The organism is Kitasatospora sp. NPDC056651 (genome assembly GCF_042792155.1).
Taxonomy (GTDB): domain Bacteria; phylum Actinomycetota; class Actinomycetes; order Streptomycetales; family Streptomycetaceae; genus Kitasatospora.
The window spans coordinates 1-23444 of the sequence record NZ_JBHTWX010000034.1 but is presented as its reverse complement, the minus strand read 5'-3'; the positions used below and the strand labels follow the sequence as shown (position 1 = coordinate 23444).

At 73.9% G+C, this 23444-nt stretch carries 10 protein-coding genes; 6 read left to right on the top strand and 4 right to left on the bottom strand.

The window, feature by feature from the left end; all coding sequences use genetic code 11:
• Positions 1-69: 69 nt before the first annotated feature.
• Both ACFRAR_RS15885 and ACFRAR_RS15880 read right to left on the bottom strand, forming a co-directional pair.
• Positions 70-852 carry a hypothetical protein gene (locus ACFRAR_RS15885; protein ID WP_380698645.1) on the bottom strand — a complete coding sequence of 261 codons (783 nt, stop codon included), beginning with the start codon at positions 850-852 and terminating at the stop codon, positions 70-72.
• Positions 853-914: 62 nt separating this feature from the next.
• Positions 915-1964 carry a hypothetical protein gene (locus tag ACFRAR_RS15880; RefSeq protein WP_380698644.1) on the bottom strand — a complete coding sequence of 350 codons (1050 nt, stop codon included), beginning with the start codon at positions 1962-1964 and terminating at the stop codon, positions 915-917.
• A 526-nt stretch (positions 1965-2490) separates the two neighbouring features.
• On the opposite strand from ACFRAR_RS15880, the gene ACFRAR_RS15875 reads away from it, so the two are divergent.
• The 5 genes from ACFRAR_RS15875 to ACFRAR_RS15855 all read left to right on the top strand — a co-directional run bounded on the left by ACFRAR_RS15875 (position 2491) and on the right by ACFRAR_RS15855 (position 14928).
• On the top strand, positions 2491-3159 hold the full coding sequence (locus tag ACFRAR_RS15875) for a hypothetical protein (RefSeq protein WP_380698643.1): 669 nt from the start codon (positions 2491-2493) through the stop codon (positions 3157-3159).
• 20 nt (positions 3160-3179) lie between these two features.
• A complete protein-coding gene (locus ACFRAR_RS15870) occupies positions 3180-7226 on the top strand; it encodes a DUF6603 domain-containing protein (RefSeq protein WP_380698642.1) in 4047 nt (1348 codons plus the stop codon).
• Positions 7227-7239: 13 nt separating this feature from the next.
• Positions 7240-9612: a hypothetical protein gene (locus ACFRAR_RS15865; protein WP_380698641.1), complete on the top strand. Its 2373-nt coding sequence runs from the start codon at positions 7240-7242 to the stop codon at positions 9610-9612.
• On the top strand, positions 9609-13484 hold the full coding sequence (locus ACFRAR_RS15860) for a hypothetical protein (RefSeq protein WP_380698640.1): 3876 nt from the start codon (positions 9609-9611) through the stop codon (positions 13482-13484). Before ACFRAR_RS15865 ends, ACFRAR_RS15860 begins: the two co-directional genes overlap by 4 nt.
• 70 nt (positions 13485-13554) lie before the next feature.
• Entirely contained in the window at positions 13555-14928 is a 1374-nt protein-coding gene (locus ACFRAR_RS15855) for a hypothetical protein (protein ID WP_380698639.1), read from the top strand.
• 19 nt (positions 14929-14947) lie between these two features.
• Here ACFRAR_RS15855 and ACFRAR_RS15850 read toward each other — a convergent pair whose 3' ends face one another.
• A complete protein-coding gene (locus ACFRAR_RS15850; protein WP_380698638.1) occupies positions 14948-20641 on the bottom strand; it encodes a beta-ketoacyl synthase N-terminal-like domain-containing protein in 5694 nt (1897 codons plus the stop codon).
• A gap of 177 nt (positions 20642-20818) precedes the next feature.
• Positions 20819-21487 (bottom strand): TetR/AcrR family transcriptional regulator C-terminal domain-containing protein, encoded by a 669-nt coding sequence (locus tag ACFRAR_RS15845; RefSeq protein WP_380698637.1) that lies wholly within the window; start codon positions 21485-21487, stop codon positions 20819-20821.
• 58 nt (positions 21488-21545) lie between these two features.
• Here ACFRAR_RS15845 and ACFRAR_RS15840 point away from each other — a divergent pair, with 58 nt between their 5' ends.
• A complete protein-coding gene (locus ACFRAR_RS15840; RefSeq protein ID WP_380698636.1) occupies positions 21546-23105 on the top strand; it encodes an FAD-dependent monooxygenase in 1560 nt (519 codons plus the stop codon).
• The last annotated feature ends 339 nt before the right edge of the window (positions 23106-23444 follow it).

Here is a 23444-nt window from a genome sequence, read left to right as displayed (position 1 = left end):
CGCGCCTCGACTCACGCGCCTCGACCTGCTCGCCCCGACCTGCTCGCCCCGGCCGACCGTTACGGGCCGCTACGGCTGCTTCACGTGCTCCGTCAACTGCTTCAGGAACGGCGCCGCGGACGGGACTTCGTGGAACGCGAAGCCCGTGGCGGACTCGGTGACCACGAACGCCTGCTCCTCGGCACCGGAGTAGAGGCGCGTGATCCTCCGGGAGACCTTCGACGCGCCGTGGTCGACCTCGGCCGTGTCGTAGCCGAGGAAGGCGGCCGTCACCGGGCCCTTCACCCCCGCCGGCAGCGGCGACGGCCCCGAGACCTCCTTCAGGTGCGGGTCCCAGCGCCAGTGGACCGGCCCCGAGTCGACCTGGCCGAAGAGCAGGACGGCCGGGGACAGGTCCACCGCGCAGGCTGCCGACAGCATCGAAGCCGACACTCCTGACCTGGTCAACTCATGTGGTTCCCATGGCTGTTCGGGGTTCATCAGGCCCTCGGCCTCCGGGTCGAAAGAGGCCACCCGGACGGGGTCGTCGGGCCATTCACCCCGGAGGATCGCATGGAGCAGGGTACGGTCGGCCGTGGTGTAGAGGGCCTGCGGCCCACCCGGGCCCAGGGCGCCGGCGAGGCTCCTCCACAACGTTCCGTAGGAGGTGGCGTCGGCGGGGAAGGGGTAGGACTGGCCGTCCTGGTTGGTCCAGCTCCAGATCGGCGCCCCCGGTGTCGGGCAGCGCCCGCCGGGTTCGCACTGGGCGACGATCCGTACCACGTCGCCGAAGAACCAGTAGGTGGCGGGTGCGCCCACCTCGCCGCTGCGGCGGCGCAGTGCGGCGCAGGCGGTGGGAACCAGGTCGGCCATGTCGTCCCTATGTCGTGATGGACCGTCTCCGGGCGGAGAACCGGGTCGGGCGCTGCTGTCGGTCACTGGTCGTCGAGGCCGTCGAGGAGCTCCCCGTCGGACGGGAACGGGAAGGAGAGCGGGCCGAGGTCCACGCACGTTCTTTCGGTGAGGTCCCACTCGTACTGGCAGATGCCGTTCTCGGTCCCTTGCAGGGTCCACACCAGGTCGCCTCCGGTACCACCGATGAGCGCCCTGCCCCAGGCCCCCTCGTTCGGAGCGGCGATGGTGAAGGACTTACGGGGGTCGGTCACGTCGACGCCGCGCAGGGTGGCGTCGTCCAGGAAGACCGCCCAGACCGCGTCGCGGGCCCGGGCGAACACCGCCGGAGTGGAGCACCGGTGCTTCAACGGCTCCACCGTGGACGTGCCGTCCAGGTAGACCCGGCACAGTTCCGACCTCTCTCCGCTCAGCCACGCGTAGCTCTGGTGGGGGTCCATGCCCACGACCCGGGCGTGCGTGGGGCACTCCAGCACCACGGGTGCAGGGCCCTCCAGGCGGAGGGACTTGATGAGGAGATGGGTCGTGTGCGGCTCCTGAGCGCTGGGGCCGGAGAGGACGAAAGCGGTCAGCGTGGGCTCGCCGCTGCTGCCCTTGAGCGCGTAGAGCGCGAGGTCCGCGATCTGGTCCCGCTGCCAGACCTCCCAGCCTTCGAGGACGTGGAAGGCGGTCCACTTGTCGTTCCGGCTCAGGTCCGCCCCCTTGCCCGCAGGCGCTCCGAACTCGTACAGCAGGGAGGTTTCGGGATCGGCTCCGTACAAAAGGGGAGGGCCTCCGGTCGCAGGGCCGAACGCAACCGCGCCGAAGGTCTTGCCGTCGGCCTGGAGGTAGCGGCCGGGTCGGGGGTCCGCAGGGCTCGGGGACACCTCGTAGACCTTGCGGATGCCGTTGGAGGGGTCCAGGGTCTGGAAGTACGTGAGGTCGTTCGTGTGGTCGTACCGGACGGACCGCCCGTACGGCATGGGCCACTTGAATCCGAAGGGGGTTTCGCCCCCTCCGTCGTGGTTGATGCGGAGTCGGCGGATCTCTTCGTGCCTGACGACCGCCCAGCCGTACAGGGGATGGGAAGGCATGGGGGCTCCTGGGCTCAGGATCGTTGCGTTTCCCGCAGCGTGGACTCTTTTGCGGCAGCGGCGGGTTCCCGGCGACGGTCTCACGTCGGACCTCACCACACACATCTCCCCGGGGCCGGTTAACCCGGCGGGGTGATGGCCGCTGGGCACCCGGCGTACTTCGCATACGAATGCGCGAGGTGCGGCCGCCTCCGTGCCCGCGCGCCCCGGCGGAATCAGGTCATCCGGCGCGCCGCGCCCAGGCCGACCGGCCGCCACCGACTCGACCGCCGCGACCGGCGCCGCTCCCGCCCGCCACCGGCCTTCGAGAGAGTGTTCGACCTGGTCGCCCCGCTGCGCCCCGTGGCCGGCCCGGTCCCCGGCTGCGGCGGGACGGGCGCCCGCGCCTCCGCGCGGCGGCTGTCCGAAAAGGTCTCCGCGCCCGGAGGCGTGGTTGCGCGGGCCGCCACGCGGCCGTGAGCCTGTGACGACACGGCAGGGCTGACAGAGGCGGACGCGTCCGGCCGGGGATGGAGGTGCTCAGGCTGTGGTCGGTTACAACCTGGAGATGGAGAAGGCCAGACCGGGCTCTCCGTACAGGGCCGCCCTCCGCGGAACGGGGATCTGCGAGAGCGCCGACATGGCCCGCCATCACGTCGTGCCCTACAACCAGCTCCGGGGCCTGTGGAACGGCGATCACGGCGAAAAAGCGGGCAAGCTGCTCAAAGCACTCATGAACTACCTTGTCTTCTATCGCGTGTACGGCGGCCTGTCGCTCGTGCAGGATGACATCCAGCACGTCCGCCAACTCTGCGCGGACATCATGGATGGTTCGGTCACCCACGATTCCGGCAGCCAGAGCCGCCCCGAAGGCTGGGACAGCTTCTGCGAGGTCTACACCTGGCTTCCCGGGAACCTCTTCATCGGTCCCAAGGAGCGCACCGACGATCCCGGCGAGAATTTCGAGACAGGGGCCAGACCGATCTTCTCGTCCGCCAAGGACCTGAACGGAACCCTCTTCGAGAAACTTTCCCTCATCAACGAGAAGATCAGCGGAAAAATGACCGAAGAAGCCTACGGCACATTGGCAGTGGTGGCCTCCCGCCCCCGCTACATGGAATTCGACGAAGTCCACTGGGTGCAGGATTCGGCAGCTCCGGGAAAACAGAAGAAGCAGCCGAAGAACCCGAAGCCGAAATTCAGAATAAAGTCGTGATTCCAGGAGGGGGGATTCCAGTGGACCTTGACGCCCTGAAGGCGCACCTGGCGGGCCTGGGGGATCCGCCGGCGCTGCGCGCCGACGACGCCGCGCTTCCCGAGCGGCTGCGCACCGTCCTGGCGGCGTTCCCGGACGGCACGTGCCGTGGTGCGGCCGGCAGCGGACGGCCCGAAGTGGACGCGGGGCGCACGAAGCTGACGCTCCCTCTCGACTGGGAGTCCGCCGCCTGGCCCGCCGGGTCGCTCGTGGCCATGGCGGTGAAGACGGTGACGGTGACCGTCACCGCCCAGGGCGCGGCCACCGTGGCGCTGGGCGGCACGTTCGACGGCGTCGAGGTGGAGTCGACGCTGGCCGTGGACGACGTCGGGTGGCTGACCGCCGCCGTGCGGCCGCGGCGGCGGGGCGGGTTCGCCCGCGCGCTGGACGAGCTGGGCAACCGTTTCGGCGGCGACCTGTGGCCGACCGCGCGGGAGGGGCTGCGCGCCTTCGGATTCGATCCCGGGGACGTCGCGGGCTTCGACTACCGCCTGGTCAGGACGGGACGGGGCGAGCCGGCCCACTACCAGGTGACCTCCGTCGCCGTCGTCGCCGACCTCGACGTCAAGGGGCTCCCCCTGGAGGTCGCCCTGCGGCCCGCCGATCTGGGCGTCACCGGCAGGCTGCGGGACGGAAAGCCGGTCGAAGTCCGCTCGCTGCTGGAGTCGTTCGGCATCCCCGCCGGAGAGGTGCCCGAGTCCGCCGCCGTCGGCGAGCTGTCCTTCGGAGCCCGGCTCGGGGACTGGTACCTCCTGCACGCGAAGGCCACCGGCGACTGGTCGCCCGGCCCCTTCACCGTCACCTCCCTGAGCCTGTCCGTGTACCAGGACGCCCTCCAGGGGCTCACCGCCCGCATCGCGGGCACGGCGACGATCGGCTCCTCCCTCGACATCGAGGTCTCGGCCGCGAAGGCCGCCGACGACAAGGGCGGCTGGACCTTCGGCGGCGGCCTGGAGCCGGGTGAGGCGCTGCGCATGGCGGACGTCCTCGACGCCCTGCACCTGCCCGACGCGCCGGAGCCGCTCAAGGCGATGGAGCTCACCGCGCTGTGGCTGTCGCACACCACCGGCACCGGCACCCTCGACTTCGTCTGCCGGGGAGAGGTCACGATCGCGCAAGGCGTGACGGCCACGCTGGAGGCGAGGATCACCCGGGACGACTCCGGGGCGCGGTACAGCGGCGTCCTGGACATCGACGGCTTCACCTTCGACGTCGCCTTCGACACCAGGAAGTCAGGCGCCCGGAAGTCCGGCACCGACGTCCTGGCCGCCACCTACCGCAGCCCGGGTGAGGGCACCGAGATCGCGCTGCGGGACTGGGTGGCGCACTTCTCCCCCGCCCTGGCCGACGACGTGCCCGACAGCCTGCGGATCGACCTCAAGGACGCCAAGTTCGTCCGGGTCGCGCCGCCGGGCGGCCCGGCGCGGTTCTGCGTCGGCGTGGACCTCTCGGCGGACTTCGACCTCACCCACCTCCCCCTGGTCGGCGGGTTCCTCGCGGGCGCGGGCGGCGACCTGGCGGTGCGCAACCTCCAGGTCCTGTACAGCTCCGACGTCTTCGACAAGGAGACGACCGCCGCGGTGAACGCGCTGCTCGGGCAGGCGCAGGTCATGCCGCTGCCGGAGGCGGGGCTGAAGGCCGGGGTGGGGGCCCTGGCGGAGCTGCGGATCGGGAAGGACACCGTCCCGGTCGCCCTCGGGGTGCCCTCGGCGGGGACCGGCGGGGCTGGATCGGCCGGGCAGCCGACGACACCGAACACGCCCGCCACACCTGCCACGCCCGCCACGCCCGCTCCGTCCGGCGGCCCGGCCTCCACCGCCGTGTGGGTGCGGGTGCAGAAGCAGCTGGGCGTGGTGCAGATCAACCGGGTGGGGGTGGTCTACCAGAACAACGCGCTGCTGTTCGCCCTGGACGCGGGGGTCACCCTGGGTCCGCTGTCCCTCTCGCTGGACGGCCTGGCCGTCGGCTCGGCCCTGGACCACTTCGCCCCCGTCTTCCAGCTCGACGGCGTCGGCGTGGGGTACACCGCTCCCCCGGTGCAGGTCGCGGGCGCGCTGCTGCGCATCCCGCCCGGCCGGCTGGGCAAGGACGTGCTCTTCCAGTTCGACGGGACGGCGACCATCGCCGTGCCCGAGTTCTCGCTGGCCGCCATCGGCTCGTACGCCCAACTGGCGGACGGCTGGCCGTCGCTGTTCCTGTTCGGCCAGCTGGAGGCACCGCTCGGGGGGCCGCCGCCGCTGCTGGTCACGGGGCTGATGGCCGGGTTCGGCTTCAACCGGGAACTGACCCTGCCGACCGCGCGGGAGGTGACCGGGTTCCCGCTGCTGACCCTGAACAAGCAGGGCCCCGACGCCGCCAAACGGCCCTCCGACGTCCTGGACGTCCTGGAGGGGCGCGAACCCGCCGTACCGGGCGGGCCGTCGCACACGTGGATCGCCCCGAAGGAGGGGTCGTACTGGCTGGCCCTCGGGATCGAGTTCACGGTCGCCGAGGTGGTCAACGCCAAGGTGCTGCTGGCCGCCGAGTTCGGCCGGGAACTGGCGCTGGCCGTCCTCGGCATCGCCACCCTCCAGCTGCCGATGCCGGCCGAGTCCGCGACCCGGACGTACGTGTACGCCGAACTGGGCCTGGAGGCGGAGGTCCGGCCGCTCGCCGGAAGCTTCGAGCTCGCCGCGCAGCTCGCGCCCGTGTCGTACGTACTGACCCCGGACTGCCACCTCACCGGCGGGTTCGCCGCCGCCCTGTGGTTCGGACCGCACCCGAACGCCGGGCAGTTCGTGGTCACCCTCGGCGGCTACCACCCCGCCTTCGAGAAGCCCGCCGGCTACCCCGACGTGCCACGACTCGGCATCGACTGGGCCGTCAGCGGCAATCTGACGATCACCGCGCAGGCCTACCTCGCGGTGACCCCGTCCTGCGCGATGGCCGGGGGCCGGCTGAGCGTCACCTTCCACGCCGGGGACTTCCAGGCCTGGTTCACCGCCCAGGCCGATCTGCTGCTGTCCTGGCGGCCGTTCTCCTTCACCGCCCGGATCTCGGTGAGCATCGGCGCGTCCTACACGATCAACATCGGGATCATCCACAAGACGATCAGCGCGTCCGTGGGCGCCGACCTGGAACTGTGGGGGCCGCCGACGGGCGGCTCGGTCACCGCGCACTTCATCGGCTTCTCCAAGACGATCGGTTTCGGCCCCGGCCGGTCCGGCACCGACACCGAGGCGCTGGGCTGGAGCGAGTTCGCCGGCCTGCTGCCGGAACCCGCCGCCGTCGTCACCGTCGGGCCGGTCGGCGGCATCGACGGGGCCGTCGAGGACACCACCGGCCACGACCGGGGCAACAGCGGCAAGACCTGGTACGCCCGCGCCCGTGACCTGCGGTTCTTCACCCAGTCCGCGGTGCCCGCCAGCCACCTGCGCATCGGCGCGGACCCGCTGTCCGCTCCCCGCGCCGAGGACGGCCCCGGCATCGACGTACGGCCCATGGACCTGACCGGGCTGGTCGGCGAACACCGGCTGACGCTGTACTACGAGGACGCGCCCGCCCCGATGGACGGCTGGACGACGACCCCGCGCACCCACCACCTGCCCGCCGCCCTGTGGGGCGCCCCGCCGACGCCCTTCAGCCACACCCCGACCACCCCCAGCGCCGAGGTCCTCGCGGACCGCCCGGTCGGCTGGGACGTCCGCGCGCCCCGGCCCCGACTCGCCGACTCCCGCGGGGTGTTCCCGCTCAGCGAGTACTCCGCCGACGAGATCCCGCCCGGCCTCGCCCCGCTGCCCTCCTCCCCCGCCGCCGCCGACCTCGACGACGTCTTCGTCCCCGACGACACCTGCGTGCGGCGGATCGGACAGACCGACCGGGGCGGCGCACGCACCGGGCGCGACCAGGTGTGCGCGGCACTCGTCGACGCCGGCCTGCTCGACGGCCCGTCCGACCCGCTGACCGCCCTGGCCGCCGGCGCCGGCCACTACTTCGGCCAGGCACCGATGGTGCAGAACCCGACGGTGCAGAACCCCGACCGGACGTGAGGGAGCAGACCACGTGAGCGCGAGCCCGCCGCACCCAGCCCGCGACACCATCCCCGTCGGGGACATCGAACTGCACGACCACTACCTGCCCGCCCTGCCCGCCGGCGACTACCGGATCGAGGCCACCCACACCCTGCGCACCGGCACGGACCCCGGCGCGCGGACCGTCGGCGGACCGTTCCGGGCCGTGCAGCGGTTCACCGTACGCGCCCCCCAGGTCGCGATCGACGCCACCACCGCCGTGGTCGCCGAACAGCCGCCCGACACCTCCGCCGGACGGTTCGCCGACGTGCTGCCCCACCTGGTGCTCGGAGACCCGCTGCTGCCGTGGGAGCGGCCGCTGCGCGGAGCCGGGCGCGCCACCCCGTGGCTGGCGCTGCTGGTCCTGACCGACGACCAGCTCCTCGGCGGCGACACCTCCCCCAACCGGACCGAGCCGACCACCGTCGGCGCCTTCCTCGCCGACGATCCCGCCGTGCTCAAGCCCGCCCTCCACCCGGAGTCCGACATCACGCCGGACGACCCGTGCCAGGTCATCCGGATCCCCGCGTCCGTGTTCCCGGCGGTCGTGCCCACACTGGCGGAACTGCCCCACCTCGCACACTGCCGAGGCGCCAACACCGGGGACCGGCCCGTCCTCGGCCTCCAGGAGGACGGGCTGTTCTCCGTCGTCGTCGCCAACCGCTTCCCGGCCGCCGCCCCGCCCGGCTCACCGCCCGGCACCCGCACCAAGAACATCGTCCACCTGGTGTCCCTGGAAGGCCACGAGCCCCTCCTCGGACCCGACCCGGACTTCCGGGGCCGCAGCTCCGTCGCCCTGCTGTCACTGTGCAGCTGGTCGTTCTGGGCCGAGCCGGACGGCAAGGCGCACTTCCGCGACCTCGCCGAAGGACTCACCCGGACACCGGACGGCACCCGGACGGCCACCCGCGAGGAGATGTGGCTGCGGCTGCCCTCCCCGTACCAGGACACCGACGCCACCCCGCCCGCCCGGCGCCAGGTCGCCCGGCGGATCGGCGCCGGCCACGTGCCGCTGCCCTACCTGACCCGCTCCGGCGAACACGCCTTCGGCTGGTACCGGGGACCGCTCACACCCGTAGCGCCCCGGCCCGTCGACCGGGTGGCGACGGCCACCGGCGCGGACGCCCTGCTCGGCTACGACCCCGCCTGGGGCAGCTTCGACGTGTCACTGGCCACCGCCTTCGAGACCGGACGGGCACTCGCCCTCGCCGACCCCGCGTACGTACAACAGCTGACCGCGTTCAAACGCGCCACCCACGCACTCGTGGACACCCTGTACCACCGGCAGACCAGCACCCACCTCCCGGCGGACGCGGACGGCGGACCGCGCACCGCCCGGGCCGCCTTCGGCGCCCTGCTGGACGGACCGCTGCTCACCGCCCTCGGCACGCCCCCCACGCACTCCGACGACCCCTGGTCACCGCCCGCACCCGCACCCGCGCCAAGCGACCCGAGCGCCGACCTGGACGCCTTCCTGCGCTCCGACGCCGCCCGCGCGGCCGTCACCGCCGCCCTGGACGCCGACGACGGCCTCACCGCACAACTCGCGCCCGTCACGGACTGGCTGGGGCAACTGCTGCTGCTCACCCCGGTGCCGTTCACCCACCTCGTCCCGGACGCCCGAATGCTGCCACCCGAGTCCCTGCGCTTCTTCCACACCGACCCCAACTGGCTGGACGCACTGGTCGGCGGAGCGCTCGGGATCGGCGCCCAGTCGAGCCGGGACACCCTCCAGGACGCCGTGGTCGCCGCCGCCGTCCGGGCCAAGGCCGCGCGGGCCGCGGCCCGCCACCGCGACCGGCAGCGCGACACCGAACCCGCCGACCCGGACGCCACCCTCGGCCCGGTCTGCGGACTGCTGCTGCGCTCCGCCCTCGTCTCCGGCTGGCCCCACCTCGCCGTCCGGGCCGTCGACGCGGCCGGCGCCCCACTGCCGGTGCTGCGGATGGACCACCTCTCCCCGACCGTGCTGCTGTGCCTGTTCAACGGAGTGCCCGCCACCGTCGAACTCGCCGAACCCCAGGAAGGCTTCCGCTTCGGCGTCGAGGACGACGGACTGATCCCGCTGCGCAGCCTGCTGCCGGACACCGGACCACGGCTGCCGCTGGGCGAACAGCTCGGCCCCGACGTCACCTTCGACGTCCTGCGCCACCTGCGCCCGAACGCCGACCCCGCCGTACGGGTCCTCGACCTCACCTCACTGGTGCCCGCGCTGGCCACCGCCCTGGACACCGCCCACGGCACGGGCGTCGGCGGACTCGGCCCCGCCGACCTCGCCCTGCAACTGGTCAAGGTGCCCGAGGCGATCCGCTTCGACGGCCCCGCCGGGGACCGCTTCCCCGCGACCGGAGGAAACCGACGATGAGCACCCGCCCCGCCCTCCTCGTACCGGTCGCGCTCGACGCGCTCGTGGTCAACCCGGCCCTGCTGCGCCGCGACGGCTTCCGGACCTGGCGGCAGAACTACCAGGCCCTGGACGACTTCATCAGCCCCGAACCCGACGAGGGCGACCGGCAGAGCGACGACCCCCAGTTCCGGCAGACCGGCGTCCACCTCCACTGGACGCTCCCCCGGGGCCTGCGCCACGGCGTGCAGGACCCGGCGACCGGCGAGGTCCACTACCCGCCGGTGCCCAACCGCTGGCTCGTCACCCGCTTCAGCGGCGCCACCACCCGGCGGGTCAGGGCCTGGGTGATCGAGAGCGACTGCCCGCACACCGCCTACGCCCTGCGGCAGGGCCACCCCCTCGAACACTCCAGCCCCCACCTGGTCACCGACACCACGCTGAACGCCTGGCGGACCAGCCGGGACCCCTACCGCAGCGCCCGCACCGACCCCGCCCCCCAGGTCCTGCTCGGCCTCGCCTTCCCCCTCACCGACGACGAGCCCTGGACCGAACGGGCCGCGGGCGACCCGCTGTTCCTCACCGCCATGGGCGCGGGCGACCAGCACTTCACCACCTACGTCCCGCACAACACCAACGTCTTCTCCTTCACCGACGACCTCGCCGACGTCACCGCCGCGGACACCCTCGGCTACCAGGTCATCGGCTGGTACTCCGACCCGGCCGCCGACGTCCTCGCCACCCGCCCGCCCGGCACCTCCTACGCCGACCTGCTCGGCCGGCTGGACTGGCGGGACCCGAGACTCACCGGCGACCCGGCCCAGGACGCGGCCGTCGCGCCCGCCGTGCGCAGCCTCTACCAGGGGCTGGCCCTGACCGTGCCCTGGGACCCGGCCGACGACGCCGCCATCCCCTCCCCGGACCCGTTGCAGACCGTCCGGAACAACCGGACCCTCAACGTCTCCCTCGGCACCACCACCGAGGACGCCTTCACCGCGCTCGCCGGACACGCACTCCAGGCGACCGGCGCCCGGCCGGCCGCCGCGGACCTGCAACTGCTCCGGGCGTTCCTGCACGACCTGCTCGCCGTCGCCGACGAGAAGGGCGGCGACGAACGGGTGCGGCGCGCCGTCCACGCCGCCTCGTTCGGGCCCTCCTCCGGCGGATACCGGTGGACGGTGACCCCACCGCCCGCCGACCCGGCGTCCGAACCGACGTCCGACCCGACGACCGACGGCACCACCGCGGCGTCCTTCACCCCGCCCGCCTGGCTCACCACCCTCAACGACGACCAGACCCGACTGGACACCCTGCTCGGCGAGGTGCACGCCCTCCAGTGGCGGCTCAACTCCCTGTGGTTCAAGAACGGCGTCCTGGAGCACATCCCCCCGCCGCCGCCCGCAGACGCCCCCGACCAGGACGACATCCAGGCGGAACTGGACCCCGCCCGGCCCGGCTCCCTCGCCCACACCCTGCGCGAGCAGACCGCCCAGGCACGCGCGCTCGCCGCCCTCGTACCCCAGCCGGACCCGTCCGCGCGGCACGCCAACGCCCAGGAGGCGCTCCAGGCCGGCATCGCCGCCTTCGCCCTGGCCAAAGGGCTCACCGGCGGCGCCACCCTCAAAGCCGTGCCCCGGCCCGCCTACTGGCGCAGCGCCAACCCGGTGGTGAGCGTCTCGGGCATCCGGCCCCCCGCCGACGCCGTCGTCACCGACGAACCGGTACCCGTGCGCCCGCTCGCCGACCACACCCCGACCCCGCCGGTCAGCGCCGTCTCCGTCGGCGGCCGAGCCGTCACCGCCATCCCGGGACAGGGCGGACTGCCCACCCTGCCGGGGCTCGGCGCACTGCCGGGCGAGGTCACCGCGCTGCTCACCGAGTACTACCTGCTGGACCCGGCCAACGCCCCCGCCCTCGCCGCCGCCACCACCGCCACCGGCCTGACGGCGGCCGGCCTCACCGCCGCACTCACCGCCCACCGCCCCACCGACTACACCGGCACCCTGCCCGCACTGGGCCTGGCCTCCTGGAGCCAGCCCTGGGAACCGCTGTTCATGGAGTGGAACGTCTCCTACCGGCACATCCCGCACTCCGTCGACGGCCACGACTGCTGGGCCTTCGACGGCACCGACTACCGCTACACCCCAGGCGCCCGCCTCGACGGGGAACCAGTCGACGTCACCGGCATCTCCGCCCTCGGCCCCCACCCCCGCGCCCTGTTCGCCTCCCGGCTGAAGGAGTTCGTCTCCCGACACGGCTCCACCACCCAGCGCGGACAGCTCACCGCCTGGCTCTCCGCCATCGGCGACTGGGGCATCCTCGCCCAGGAACTGACCGGCTTCAACGACCGCCTCGCCGCCCGCGACACCCGCGCCTTCCGCCGCCCCACCACCCAGGACGACGACTTCCCCCAGACCGCGGGCCTGGCCGGCTACCCCGACGCCGACACCCAGGACGCCCTGCCCGCCCGCTACCGGGGCCGGGTCACCAGCGTCCCCTACCTCCCCGGCGGCGAGAGCGCCGAATTCCACGAGACCCGCCAGGGCCAGATCCACGTCCAGGAACTCTTCCTCTACGACAAGTTCGGCCGCGTCCTCGACGTCGTCAGCCCCAACCTCCAGCAGGGCGGCCTGCACGAGTACCGCAGCTTCCCACTCATCGTCGACACCGCCCTGACCACCGAGTCCTCGCTCACCCCGACCGTCGCCGCCGTCGCCCAACTCCCCCCGCGCCCCCTCCAGCCCGCCCGGCTCGACTTCGACCTGTTGGACGCCGCCACCGGCACCCGGGTCGTGGAGACCGCCGCCGACCCCAGCCCCGTCACCGGCTGGCTGCTGCCCAACCACCTCGACCGCAGCCTGCTGCTGTACGACCCGGCGGGCCGCTTCCTGGGCACCTACCGGCTGCTCACCGACGGCACCGGCACCCGCACCGGCCAGTGGGAACCCCCGCCCGACGGCACCGTCACCACCCTCGCCCAGGTCGAGGCGCTCGCCCCGGACCTCGTCGGCCTGCTGCGCTCCCGGCACCTGGCCACCGAGGCCAACCTCACCGCGTTCCTCGACGCCATCGACTCCACCCTGTGGACCACCGACCCGCTCGGGCGCCGCACCGACCAGACGCTCTCCGCCCTCGTCGGACGGCCACTGGCCCTCGTCCACGCCCGGCTCCGACTGACCCTGGACGGGCCGCCGCTGACCGACACCGGCTGGACGGCCACCCTCGAACCGCCGGCCCCCGCCTTCACCTCCGACCCGTTCGCCGTCCGCCTCGGCGACCAGGCCGCCCGCGACGACGGCCTCATCGGCTTCTTCCGGACCGCGCCCGACGGGGGCTACGACTACGAACGCTTCGACAGCGTCACCGCCCCCGACGGCGGCCAGGACCTCATCAGCCCGATCGGGCCGCTCGGGCCGCCCGACACCCTCCCGGAGAGGCCGCGCGGCGCCAACTACCTGAACCTGACCTTCGGCGACCCCGCGCCCACCCGGCTGCTCCTGCTCGTCGACCCGCGCGCGAGCGTCCACGCCGTCACCGGCATCACCCCCACGACCGCCGTGACCGTCCAACCGCCGCACGTCGACGAGGCACTGCGCCACCTCCAGGCCCAGTTCCGCTTCGGGCCCGTCCTGGGTGGCGGCGGCGAGGACGGGGCGATCCCGTTCCCCCGGCCCGGCACCCGGCACGGCACCTGGTCCTGGCTGCGCCCGGGGCCGCCGCCGGACGGCCACTGGACGTCCTACGACCTGACCCCGGCGCAGACGAACGCGCAGTTCCCGGACCGTCCCCCGACGCTGGAGGACGGCCTGCTCCGGCTCCTCACCGAGCCCGATTCCCAGTCCGATTCCGAGTCCGATTCCGAGTCCGAGCACCAGTCCCGACCCGGAGCCTGACCAGGTCCGAGCCCTGACCCGGCTCCGGGCAGTCACCCGTCACCCGCACACACCCCCAGGAGGCCCCGCCGTGTCCGACCAGCCCCCGCTGCTCACCTACCGCCCCTCCACCAGCCCGGCCCCGCTCCAGGCGAGCACCCCCGGGACCGAGACCCAGGGCCGGGTCAACCTGGCCATCAGCGCCGACAAGAACACCGTGTACTGCGATCAGATCCTGCTGAGCATCCCGAAGAACGCGGAGAGCGGCGGCGCGTACTTCGACTCGAAGCCCCACTTCTCCACCAGTTCCGACCGATGGACCGTGGCGGCACTGGTGGCCGTGACCGCGGAGGAGATCGGCGGGACGGGCAAAGCCGAGTACTGGCGGGCCACCCTCAAGTCCGCCGGCGAGGAGTACGACCAGGTCGAGGGCACCCTGGACTTCGGCATCACCGGCAAACTCAGCACCAGCGCGGGCACGATGAACTGCTATGTCACCGAGTACTCCGCCACCACGACCGGCCGCAAGAACTACAGCCACGAGACGTTCGTCCTGCCCCTGCCCGTCACGGGCCCCGTCTTCTACCTGCACACCTTCCTCGCCCGCGGCAGCGCCAGTGCCACCGCCCCCAAGACGGTGTTCACCCGGGGCGATTCGGTCTACCTCTCCTGGGAGAGCAACGGCGCCTGGTTCCGGGTGTACGACGGCGAGGGCAACATCGTCCACGAGGGCGCCGAGACCTTCTGCTCGCCAAGCGCGGACCACCTCACCATGGACACCACCTTCACGGTGGAGGCCTCGATGTCGTCGACGCCCGAGGGCGACTCCTTCAAGCCGGTCTACCAGTACGCCACGCTCGCCCTCAGTGTGAAGAACCCGGTGCTGGCCGCGCTGACCGTCCAGGGGGAGATATCCGGCCAGTCCGGGCTGGACGTGGCCGGCACCGCGACGGTGAACTACCTGACGGTGAACGGCTCGGCCGGCATCGGGAGCCTGTCGGTCAGCGGCAGCGCCTCCGTGCAGAGCAGCCTCGTCGCGAACGGCTACCTGAGCGTCGGGGGCATCGTGTACGCCAACAGCGACGTGCGGGTCAGCGGCACCCTGGACGCCAACGGGGACCTGAACGCCAACAGCACCCTGAACGCCAACGCTTCGGTCAACGCGGTCAGCGACGACCACTACGTCCGGATCCGCGAACTGCGCGGCCCGATCTACCACAGCCTCTCGATCAACAGCAACACCGACCTGATCTCGGGATGCGAGCTGAACGTGACGGGGGACATCAAGATCAAGGGCTACGGGGTGCTCTCCGACCAGGACACCGTCGGGCTCGACAACACGTACTACGGCGGCTACCTCTACGCCAGCGACTACAAGCATGACGGCGACCGCCGGATCCCGTTCGTGTGGACGCCGGGCGGCCCGGTGGCGCAGTCGAACTGGCGCATCCACCGCGGCGGCTGACGGCGGCCGAGAGCCGCGCTCACCGGGCCGGAGGCGGCTGGGGCCCCACGGACCGCGCGGACGGCTCGGACGGCTCGGACGGCGCGGACGACGGGGGCAGCGTCCGGGAGAGCCACTCCCGGATCGCCCCCGCCGTCGTGGCCACGTGCTCGTCGAGGATCGAGTGGTGGTCGCCCGGCACCTCGCCGGCCCGCAGGCTCAGGGTGGGGACGGTCGTCTCCTCCTCCCGGTCCAGGAAGAGACGGACGTAGGCGCCCATCGCCGCGAGACCGGGCTCGTCGAGGCGGAGCGCGCTGCGGACCGCCAGTTCGGTGAGCCACTCCTCGTCCCGGACGGGGTGGGTGTCCACCAGCACCACCGCCTCGGCGCCGACGCGCTCCGCGACGGCCTGGGCGACCAGGCCGCCGCTGGAGCGGCCCAGCAGCACCACCGGCCGGCCGAGCTGCCGGATCGAGGCGGCATGGGCCCGGACCAGGGCCTCCACGTCCTCCGGGACGGGGCCTCCGTCGTAGCCCGGGTGCGGCAGCACCCACAGGTCCGGCAGGTGCCGGGCGAGCGGGCCGTACTCACCTGGGGGTGAGGCGAAGGCGGGGAAGCAGACGATGGCCGGGGCTTCGCCGCCGGGCTCGTCGCCACAACGGCTCTCGCCGCTGAGCCGCTGCGGGGCGATGGACGGGAGCGTGGCCGCCGACGGCAGCACCCAGGACGCGGAGACGAGCAGGTGCATGGCCTCCCGGTGCCGGCCCAGCTCGCACAGCCGGTGGTGGAGGAACGCGAGCGTCCCGGGGGCGGGCGCCGGGCGCAGCTGCTCGGCGAGCGCCCTGGGGGTGGCGGCGTCGAACACCACCGTGGCGGGCAGCCGCAGGCCCATCCGCGCCTCCAACCGGTTGCGCAGCTCGATCGAGGTCAGCGAGTCGAAACCGAGGTCGAGGATCGGGGTGTCCGGGTGCACGTCCGGGTAGCTCAGCACGGCGGCGACCTCGGCGCACACCAGCTCCAGCGTGGCGGCCGGCGTGGTCGGTTCGGGCACCGCCGCTTCAGGCGTGCGCCGCGGTTGCGCCGCCGTCGCTTCCGGCGTGCGCTGCGGTTCCGATGGCCGTTGCGGTTCCGGCCGGGGCGGGTCGAACGCGATCGGCACCAGGACCGGCTCGTCGGTGCCCAGCGCCGCCTCCAGCAGGGCCACGCCCTCGGCGGGCGTGAGGGGTGCCAGGCCGTCGGTGACCGTCCGGCCGGCCATCATCCCGACCGTCCACGGGCCCCAGGCCAGGGAGAGCGCGGGAAGTCCCGATCGCCGCCGGTGGCGGGCGAGTTCGTCCAGGTAGGAGTTGGCCGCCGCGTAGTTGGCCTGTCCGGCGTGGCCGAGCACGCCGGCCGCCGAGGAGAACAGCACGAAGGCGTCCAGCTCCCGGTGCGCCGTCAACTCGTGCAGCTGCCAGGCCGCTTCGGCCTTGGGGCGCCACACCGCCTCCAGGCGCGCCGGGGTCATCGACGTGAGTACGCCGTCGTCGAGCACCCCGGCGGTGTGCACGACGGCCCGCAGGTCCTCGATCGAGTCGACCAGCGCGGCCAGCGCCTCCCGGTCGGTGACGTCCAGCCGCGTCTCACCGCTGCGGCTGGCGACCACGACGCGCACGCCCTTGGCCCGCAGGTGGTCGGCGACCGCCCGGCCCAGCGCGCCGCCGCCGGTGATCAGGACCGTCCCGCGCCAGCCGAAGGCACCACCCGGCCCGCCGGGCACCGGAACCGGCACCGGGACCAGGTCCGCGCGCTCGGACACGATCTCCGTCCGCCCGTCGCCGCGTTCGGCCAGGGTGAACCGGCCGGGGTGCTCCCGCTGCGCGACCCGTACCAGGCCGGAGACCGCCGCTCCGGCCAGGTCCCCCGGCCGTACCAGGACGGTGAGGTGCTCGTGGTCGGCCTGCAACTCCCGCAGCGCGAGCGCGAGTGCGGCGGGCGCGTCGCCCGGCAGCACCTCGTGGACGCGGCCGCGCGGCCGTCCCGGAGTCCGGCGCCACTCCGGGCGGAACAGCGCGCCCCGGCCGCCGCCCATCGGGCGCACCGTCAGCGACTCGACGGACGCCACCGGCCGGCCCGCCTGGTCGGCGACGGCGACCCGCCCCGCGCCGATGCGCACCCTCAGCCCCGTGGCGCCCCGCGCCAGCACGTGCGCTCCGCGCAGGGCGAACGGCACTCCGCCGCCGAGCAGCCGCGCCGGGTGCAGCGCCGCGTCGAACAGGGCGGGGTGGAGCGCGAACCGCCCCGCGTCCGGGAAGTCCCCGCGCACCTCGCCGAAGAGCTCGTCGCCGCGGCGCCACATCCTGGTGAGCCCGCGGAACGCCGGCCCGTAGTCGGCGTGTTCGACCTCGACCTCCTCGGCGTCCGGCGGGGGCCACGGGCCGGTGTCCACGCGCGGCGCGGGGCGGGAGCCCAGCCGGCCGCCGGCACACAGGACTCCGTCGGCGTGCACCTCGAACGGCCGGACGCCGTCGGTTTCCCGGCGGACCACGACCTCGGCGCGCCGCGTCCGCGGCAGGTGCACGGGCGCGTACAGGACCAATTCGTCGACGGTGTCGCAGCCGGCCCGTTCCCCCGCGTACAGGACCAGCTCCAGGATCGCGGTGGCGGGCACGATCGCCGTTCCGTCGACGATGTGGTCGAGCAGCCACGCGGGGGTGAGGTCGGCGGTGCACACCACTTCCCCGGAGCCGGGTACGACGACGGTCGACTCGATCAGCGGGTGCTCGGCGGGGCGGTCGAGCCAGTAGCGCCGGCGCTGGAAGGCCCGGGTGGCGCGCGGCCGGGGCGCCGCGGCGGCCGACCGCTCGGGCTCGCCGTCCCCCTGGTGCTCCCCGTACTGCCCGTACTCCCCGTGCTGCTCGTACTGCCCGTACTCCTCGACGATCACATGCGCGTTGGTCCCGGAGATCCCGAAGGCCGACACCCCGGCCCGACGCGGCCGGTCGCGCTCCGAGGAGGGCGTGGGCCAGGGCGTCGGCTCGGTGACCAGGCGGACCGCGCCGGCGGACCAGTCGACGTGCGGGGTGGGCTCGCCGACGTGCAGTGTGGCGGGCACGGTGCGGTGGCGCATCGCCATCACGGCCTTGATCACGCCCGCGACTCCGGCGGCCGCCTGGGTGTGCCCGAGGTTGGACTTGACGGTGCCGATCAGGACCGGGTCCGGCCGGTCCTGGCCGTACGTGGCGAGCAGGGCCGCCGCCTCGATCGGGTCCCCCAGGGCGGTGCCCGTCCCGTGGGCCTCGACCACGTCCACGTCGGCGCCGGTGAGCCCGGCGTCGGCCAGCGCCCGCTGGATCACGGCCGCCTGGGCGGGGCCGCTGGGCGCCGTCAGGCCGTTGGACGCCCCGTCCTGGTTGACCGCGGAGCCGCGCAGCAGGGCCAGGATCGGGTGGCCGTTGCGCAGCGCGTCGGACACCCGCTCCAGGACCAGCAACCCCACCCCCTCCGACCAGACGGTGCCGTCGGCGGCCGCGGAGAACGGCTTCACCCGTCCGTCCGGGGCCAGGCCGCGCTGTCGGCTGAACACCACGAAGCTGTCCGGCGTCGCCATGACGGTCGCGCCTCCGGCCAGGGCCAGGTCGCACTGGCCGGCCCGCAGGGCGTCCGCCGCGAGGTGCATGGCGACCAGCGAGGAGGAGCAGGCCGTGTCCAGGGTGAGCGCCGGGCCGTGCAGCCCCAGGCTGTGGGCGATCCGCCCCGAGGCCACGCTGCCCGCCGAGCCCAGGGCGATCTGGGCCTGGAGCGGGTGCGCGCTGCCCCGGAAGCGGCCGCCGTAGTCGTCGTACATCAAGCCGACGAACACTCCGGTGTTGCTGCCGCGCAGTGATGCGGGCGCGATGCCCGCCCGTTCGGCCGCCTCCCAGGCCGTCTCCAGCAGCAGCCGCTGCTGCGGGTCGGTGGCCAGGGCTTCGCGCGGCGACATCCGGAAGAACGCCGCGTCGAAGTCGGCCGCGCCGGTGAGGAAGCCGCCGCGCGTCACGTAGGTGGTGCCGGCGTGGTCCGGGTCCGGGTGGTACAGCTCGTCCACGGGCCAGCCCCGGTCCGTGGGGAATCCGGTGATCGTGTCCTGGCCGGTGGCGACCACCCGCCAGAGGTCCTCGGGGCCGTCGATCCCCCCGGGGTAGCGGCAGGCCATGCCGACGATCGCGACCGGCTCGGTGGCCTTGCGGGCGGGCGCCTGCGCGGTGGTGGCCCCGCCCGCGAGGTGGTCGGCCACCGCCTGGGGCGTGGGGTGGTCGTACACCAGGGACGGCGGCAGTGTGATGCCCAGGTCCGCGCCCAGCCGCTCCCCCAGCCGCACGGCGCCGAGCGAGTCCAGGCCGGCTTCGGCGAACGGCTGGTCCGCCTCGGGTGGCAGGCCGGTGATCCCCTCGGCGGCCCGCCGGACCAGGTCGAGCAGGTACTGGACGCGCAGCCGCCGCCGGGCCGGCTTGCCGGAGGAAGTCTGCGGGATCCGGCTGACCGGGCGGATGTCCTCCGGCATCCGGTGCGGCGGCAGCCGGCGGCGGCAGAGGGCCAGCAGCGCCGCCGGATCCGCGTCCCCGACGACGTAGGCGACCGGCACCTCGCCGAGCAGCGCGTCGGGCTCGCCCGCCACCACCACCTCCCGGACGCCCGGGCGGCCGGCCAGCACCTGTTCGATCTCGGCCGGGTGGATGTTCTCCCCGCCCCGGATGATCACGTCACCGGCCCGCCCGGTCACCACCAGCCGACCGTTCTCCTCGTGGCCGAGGTCCCCGGTGGCGTGCCAGCGGTCGGAGCCGGGCATCCTCAGCTGGATCTCCCCGTGCTCGAAGCGGGTGTCGATCCCGGGCAGCACGACGCCGTCGACGGCGATCTTCCCGGACGCCTCCGTGCTGCCGTAGCCGTCGTGCAGCTCATGGCCGACCGTGCGGCGGAACCGCGCCCGCAGCTCCTGCGGCAGCGGGGCCCCGGCGGACAGGCAGAGCGGTGGCAACGGCGCTCCGGCGTCCAGGAGCTGGGTGAAGACCGTCGGCACGCCGCCCAGCGCCGTGAACGGCGTGCGGCGCAGCAGAGCGGCCGCCCGGTCGGCGGTGAAGCCTTCCATCACGTGGGCGCTCGCCCCCAGCGTCAGGACGCCCACCACGCACATCGAGTGCCCGAACGCGTGGAACAGCGGCAGCGGCCAGAGCAGGCGGTCGTCACCGGACATGCCCAGCAGCCCCCGGTAGGCGCGGTCCGCCGACCGCAGCCACGCCTCCTGCGCCGACAGCACGCCCTTCGGGTCGCCGCTGGTCCCCGAGGTGTAGTGGATCCAGGCGGGCGCGTCGGGTTCCAGGTCGTCCCGTGGCCGCGCACGGGACGGCGCGAGCAGCTCGTCCACGGTCACCACGCGGACCCCGGCCACCCGCCGGATCCGGGCCAGGTGCTCACGGTCGGTGACCACCAGACCGGCGCCGCTGTCCTCCAGCCGGAAGCGGAGGTCGTCGTCGGTGCCGCGCGGATCGAGCAGGACCCCGACGGCGGCCGCGCGGCAGACCCCGAGGGTGGCCACGACGGCCGGCACCCCGCTGGACAGGCACAGCGCCACCCGGCCGCCGCGCTCGACCCGGAGGTTGCCCGCCACCAGTGCCGTGCGGCGGGCGAGTTCGCCGTAGCTCACCGCGCCGTCGGCATCGGAGAAGGCGATCTTGCCTTCGGTGTCAGCGGCGTGACGGAGGATCAGCTCGTGCACTTCGCACCTCCTGGAGGTCGTTGGACGAAGTCTTAACACACGCCTCTGACACCCGGCCCGTGAGGGTGCGGGAGCGCGGGCCCCGACGGCGGGGGCCTCGACGGCGGGGGCCTCGGCATCCGCCCCCCTCGCCCCCCTCGCCTCCCACGGCCCCCTCGGCACCATGGGCCCGCGTACTCATGACCCGCCGTGGGCCGCCCTGGGAGGATGCCCGGACGGCGGCCCGAGGGGCCGCAGCAGCTGGTCGAGTCCGAACTCGAAGCGCTCGTCGAACGCCGCGTCCTCCAGGTGCGGCACCACCCGGCCGAGCGCGGGGTAGCTCCCGGCGGCGAGCGCGGGGCCGAGGGTGTGCTCCTCGCCGGAGGCGGTGAGGGCCTGCTCCTCCTGCGTCAGGCCGAGCGCCAGGTACTGGATGCTCCAGAACGTCCAGGCGGCACGGCGTTCGTCGAGTCCGGCGTCGAGCAGGGCTGCCACGACGTGTTCGGCGAAGGCGAGGGTGGCGGGCTCGGCGGCGTAGGTGCCCGCGACGACGGCCGCACCGTCGCGGTGGGCGAGCATGCTGCGGCGGTAGCGGCGGGCCAGTTCGCGCACGCGCTCGTCCGGGGCGGCCGGCAGTCCGGTGAGCGACACCTCGGCGACGATCGCCTCGGCCATCAGTTCCAGCAGCCGGGCCTTGGTCTTGGCGTGCCACAGCACGGTGTTCATCCGCACGCCGAGGCGTTCGGCCGTGCCGCGCAGGGAGACGGCGTCGGCGCCCTTCTCGTCGAGCAGTTCGAGCGCCGCGCGTACGACCGCGGCCGGGTCGAGCCGGGCCCGCGGGGCGGCCGGGGATTGCCTCTTGGTCACTGACCTAGTCTACTGAAGGCATCACTATTGGTCAGTGACCAAGAAGGGGAGCTTCGTCATGCCCGCAGGAACGCGCACCACCACGACCACACCGGACACGGAACACGACGTCCTCATCGCCGGAGGCGGACCGGTCGGACTCTGGCTCGCCCGCGAGCTGCGCCTCCACGGCGTCGACGTGACCGTGCTGGAGACCCGTGCCCAACCCGACCCGCACTCCCGCGCCCTCACCGTCCACCCGCGCACCCTCGAACTGTTCGCCGCCCGAGGGCTGGTGGCCCCCTTCCTCGCCGAAGGACTGCGGGTCCCCAGCGGACACTTCGCCGCGCTCACCACCCGGATGGACTTCTCCCAGCTGGACACGCCCTATCCGTTCACCCTCGTCCTGCCGCAGGTCCGCACCGAGGAACTCATCGCCGCCCACGCCGAGGCCGTCGGCGTCCGCCTGCTGCGCGAACACCGGGTGACCGGCCTGACCCAGCACGACGACGCGGTGACCGTCGAGGTCGACACCCCCGCCGGGCCCCGGCGACTGCGCGCCGCCTACCTGGTCGGCTGCGACGGCAGCCGCAGCACCGTACGCACCGCCGCGGGCATCGGCTTCCCCGGCACGGCCGCCACCCGGTGGGCCTGGATGGCCGACGTCACGCTCGACGCACCGCCCACCACGCACTCCACCTCCAACGAGCACGGCATCGTCATGGTCTTCCCGATGCCCGACGGCCTCCACCGGGTGGTCGGCAACGACCCGGACAGCGTCCAGGAGCCGCCCAGGACCCCCACCATCGAGGAACTCCGCACCCGCGTACGGCGGATCGCCGGCACCGACCTCGGCATGCGCGACCCACGCTGGATCTCCGTCTTCGGCAACGCCTCCCGACAGGCCGAGCACTACCGCCACGGCCGGGTCCTGCTCGCCGGCGACGCCGCCCACACCCACTTCCCCGCCGGCGGCCCCGGCCTCAACGTCGGCCTCCAGGACGCCGGCAACCTCGGCTGGAAGCTCGCCCAGACCCTCGCCGGCACCGCCCCCGACGGCCTGCTCGACAGCTACCACGCCGAACGCCACCCGGTCGGCGCCGAACTGCTGCGCAGCACCAGCGCACAGACCGGCCTGATGACCAGCTACACCCCGGAGGCCCTGGCCCTGCGCGACCTGCTGGGCGAACTCATCGGCGACGTACCGGAGTTCTCCGACGCCCTGGCCCAGCGCGCCGCCGGACTCGCGACCTGCTACCCGCCCACCGCCCTGCCCGCCCACCTGCCCGCCGGAGCCTCCGGCGAACCCTCCGGCGCCCACCCGCTCACCGGAACCCGCGCCCCCGACCTCGCCGTCCACGGCGGCGGCACGCTGCTGCCCCTGCTGCGCCGCGGCCGCTACGTCCTGCTCGACCTGACCGCCGCCCCCGACGCCCCGTCACCGCTCGCCCCGCTGGCCCACGACGTGACGCCCGGCCTCGACGTCCACACCGCCCCCGCGGCCGGCTCCCGCCCCACCTGGTCCGGTGTCACCGCCGCCCTCGTCCGCCCCGACGGCCACCTCGCCTGGCTCTCCACCGACGCCGACCCCCGCGACGCCGCCCGCACCGCGGTCACCGCGACACTCGCCCGCCGGTAGCCGAACGCCCGGCCCCTGCCGCCTTCGCCACCGCCAGGGCCGCCTACTGACAGGCCCCGGACCTGGCCAGGCCCCGGAACGGACGGTCAGCGCGGACAGGTGCGGGGAGGGTGCGAATCCGGTGTCCGTCCGGAGCTGCGGCTGCGGCTGCGGCTGCGTCGAGGCTCGCTCGCCGGAACCGCTGTGATCCCGTAGGGCAATGCGATCGGTGTCGTGATCACCGGGGCGGAGCCCGGCCGTGTCGGGGGGGGGGGGGGGGGGCCCCGCCCCCCGCGGGGGGGGCCGCGACCAGGGATGTGTTGGGCCCGGCGGGGCCCCCCCCGCGCACCCCGGGCGCGG

Excerpts from the sequence above, each read along its gene's own strand:
- ACFRAR_RS15860 (WP_380698640.1), top strand. The coding sequence starts at position 9,609 with ATGAGCACCCGCCCCGCCCTCCTCGTACCGGTCGCGCTCGACGCGCTC.
- ACFRAR_RS15885 (WP_380698645.1), bottom strand. The coding sequence starts at position 852 with ATGGCCGACCTGGTTCCCACCGCCTGCGCCGCACTGCGCCGCCGCAGC.
- ACFRAR_RS15880 (WP_380698644.1), bottom strand. The coding sequence starts at position 1,964 with ATGCCTTCCCATCCCCTGTACGGCTGGGCGGTCGTCAGGCACGAAGAG.
- ACFRAR_RS15840 (WP_380698636.1), top strand. The coding sequence starts at position 21,546 with ATGCCCGCAGGAACGCGCACCACCACGACCACACCGGACACGGAACAC.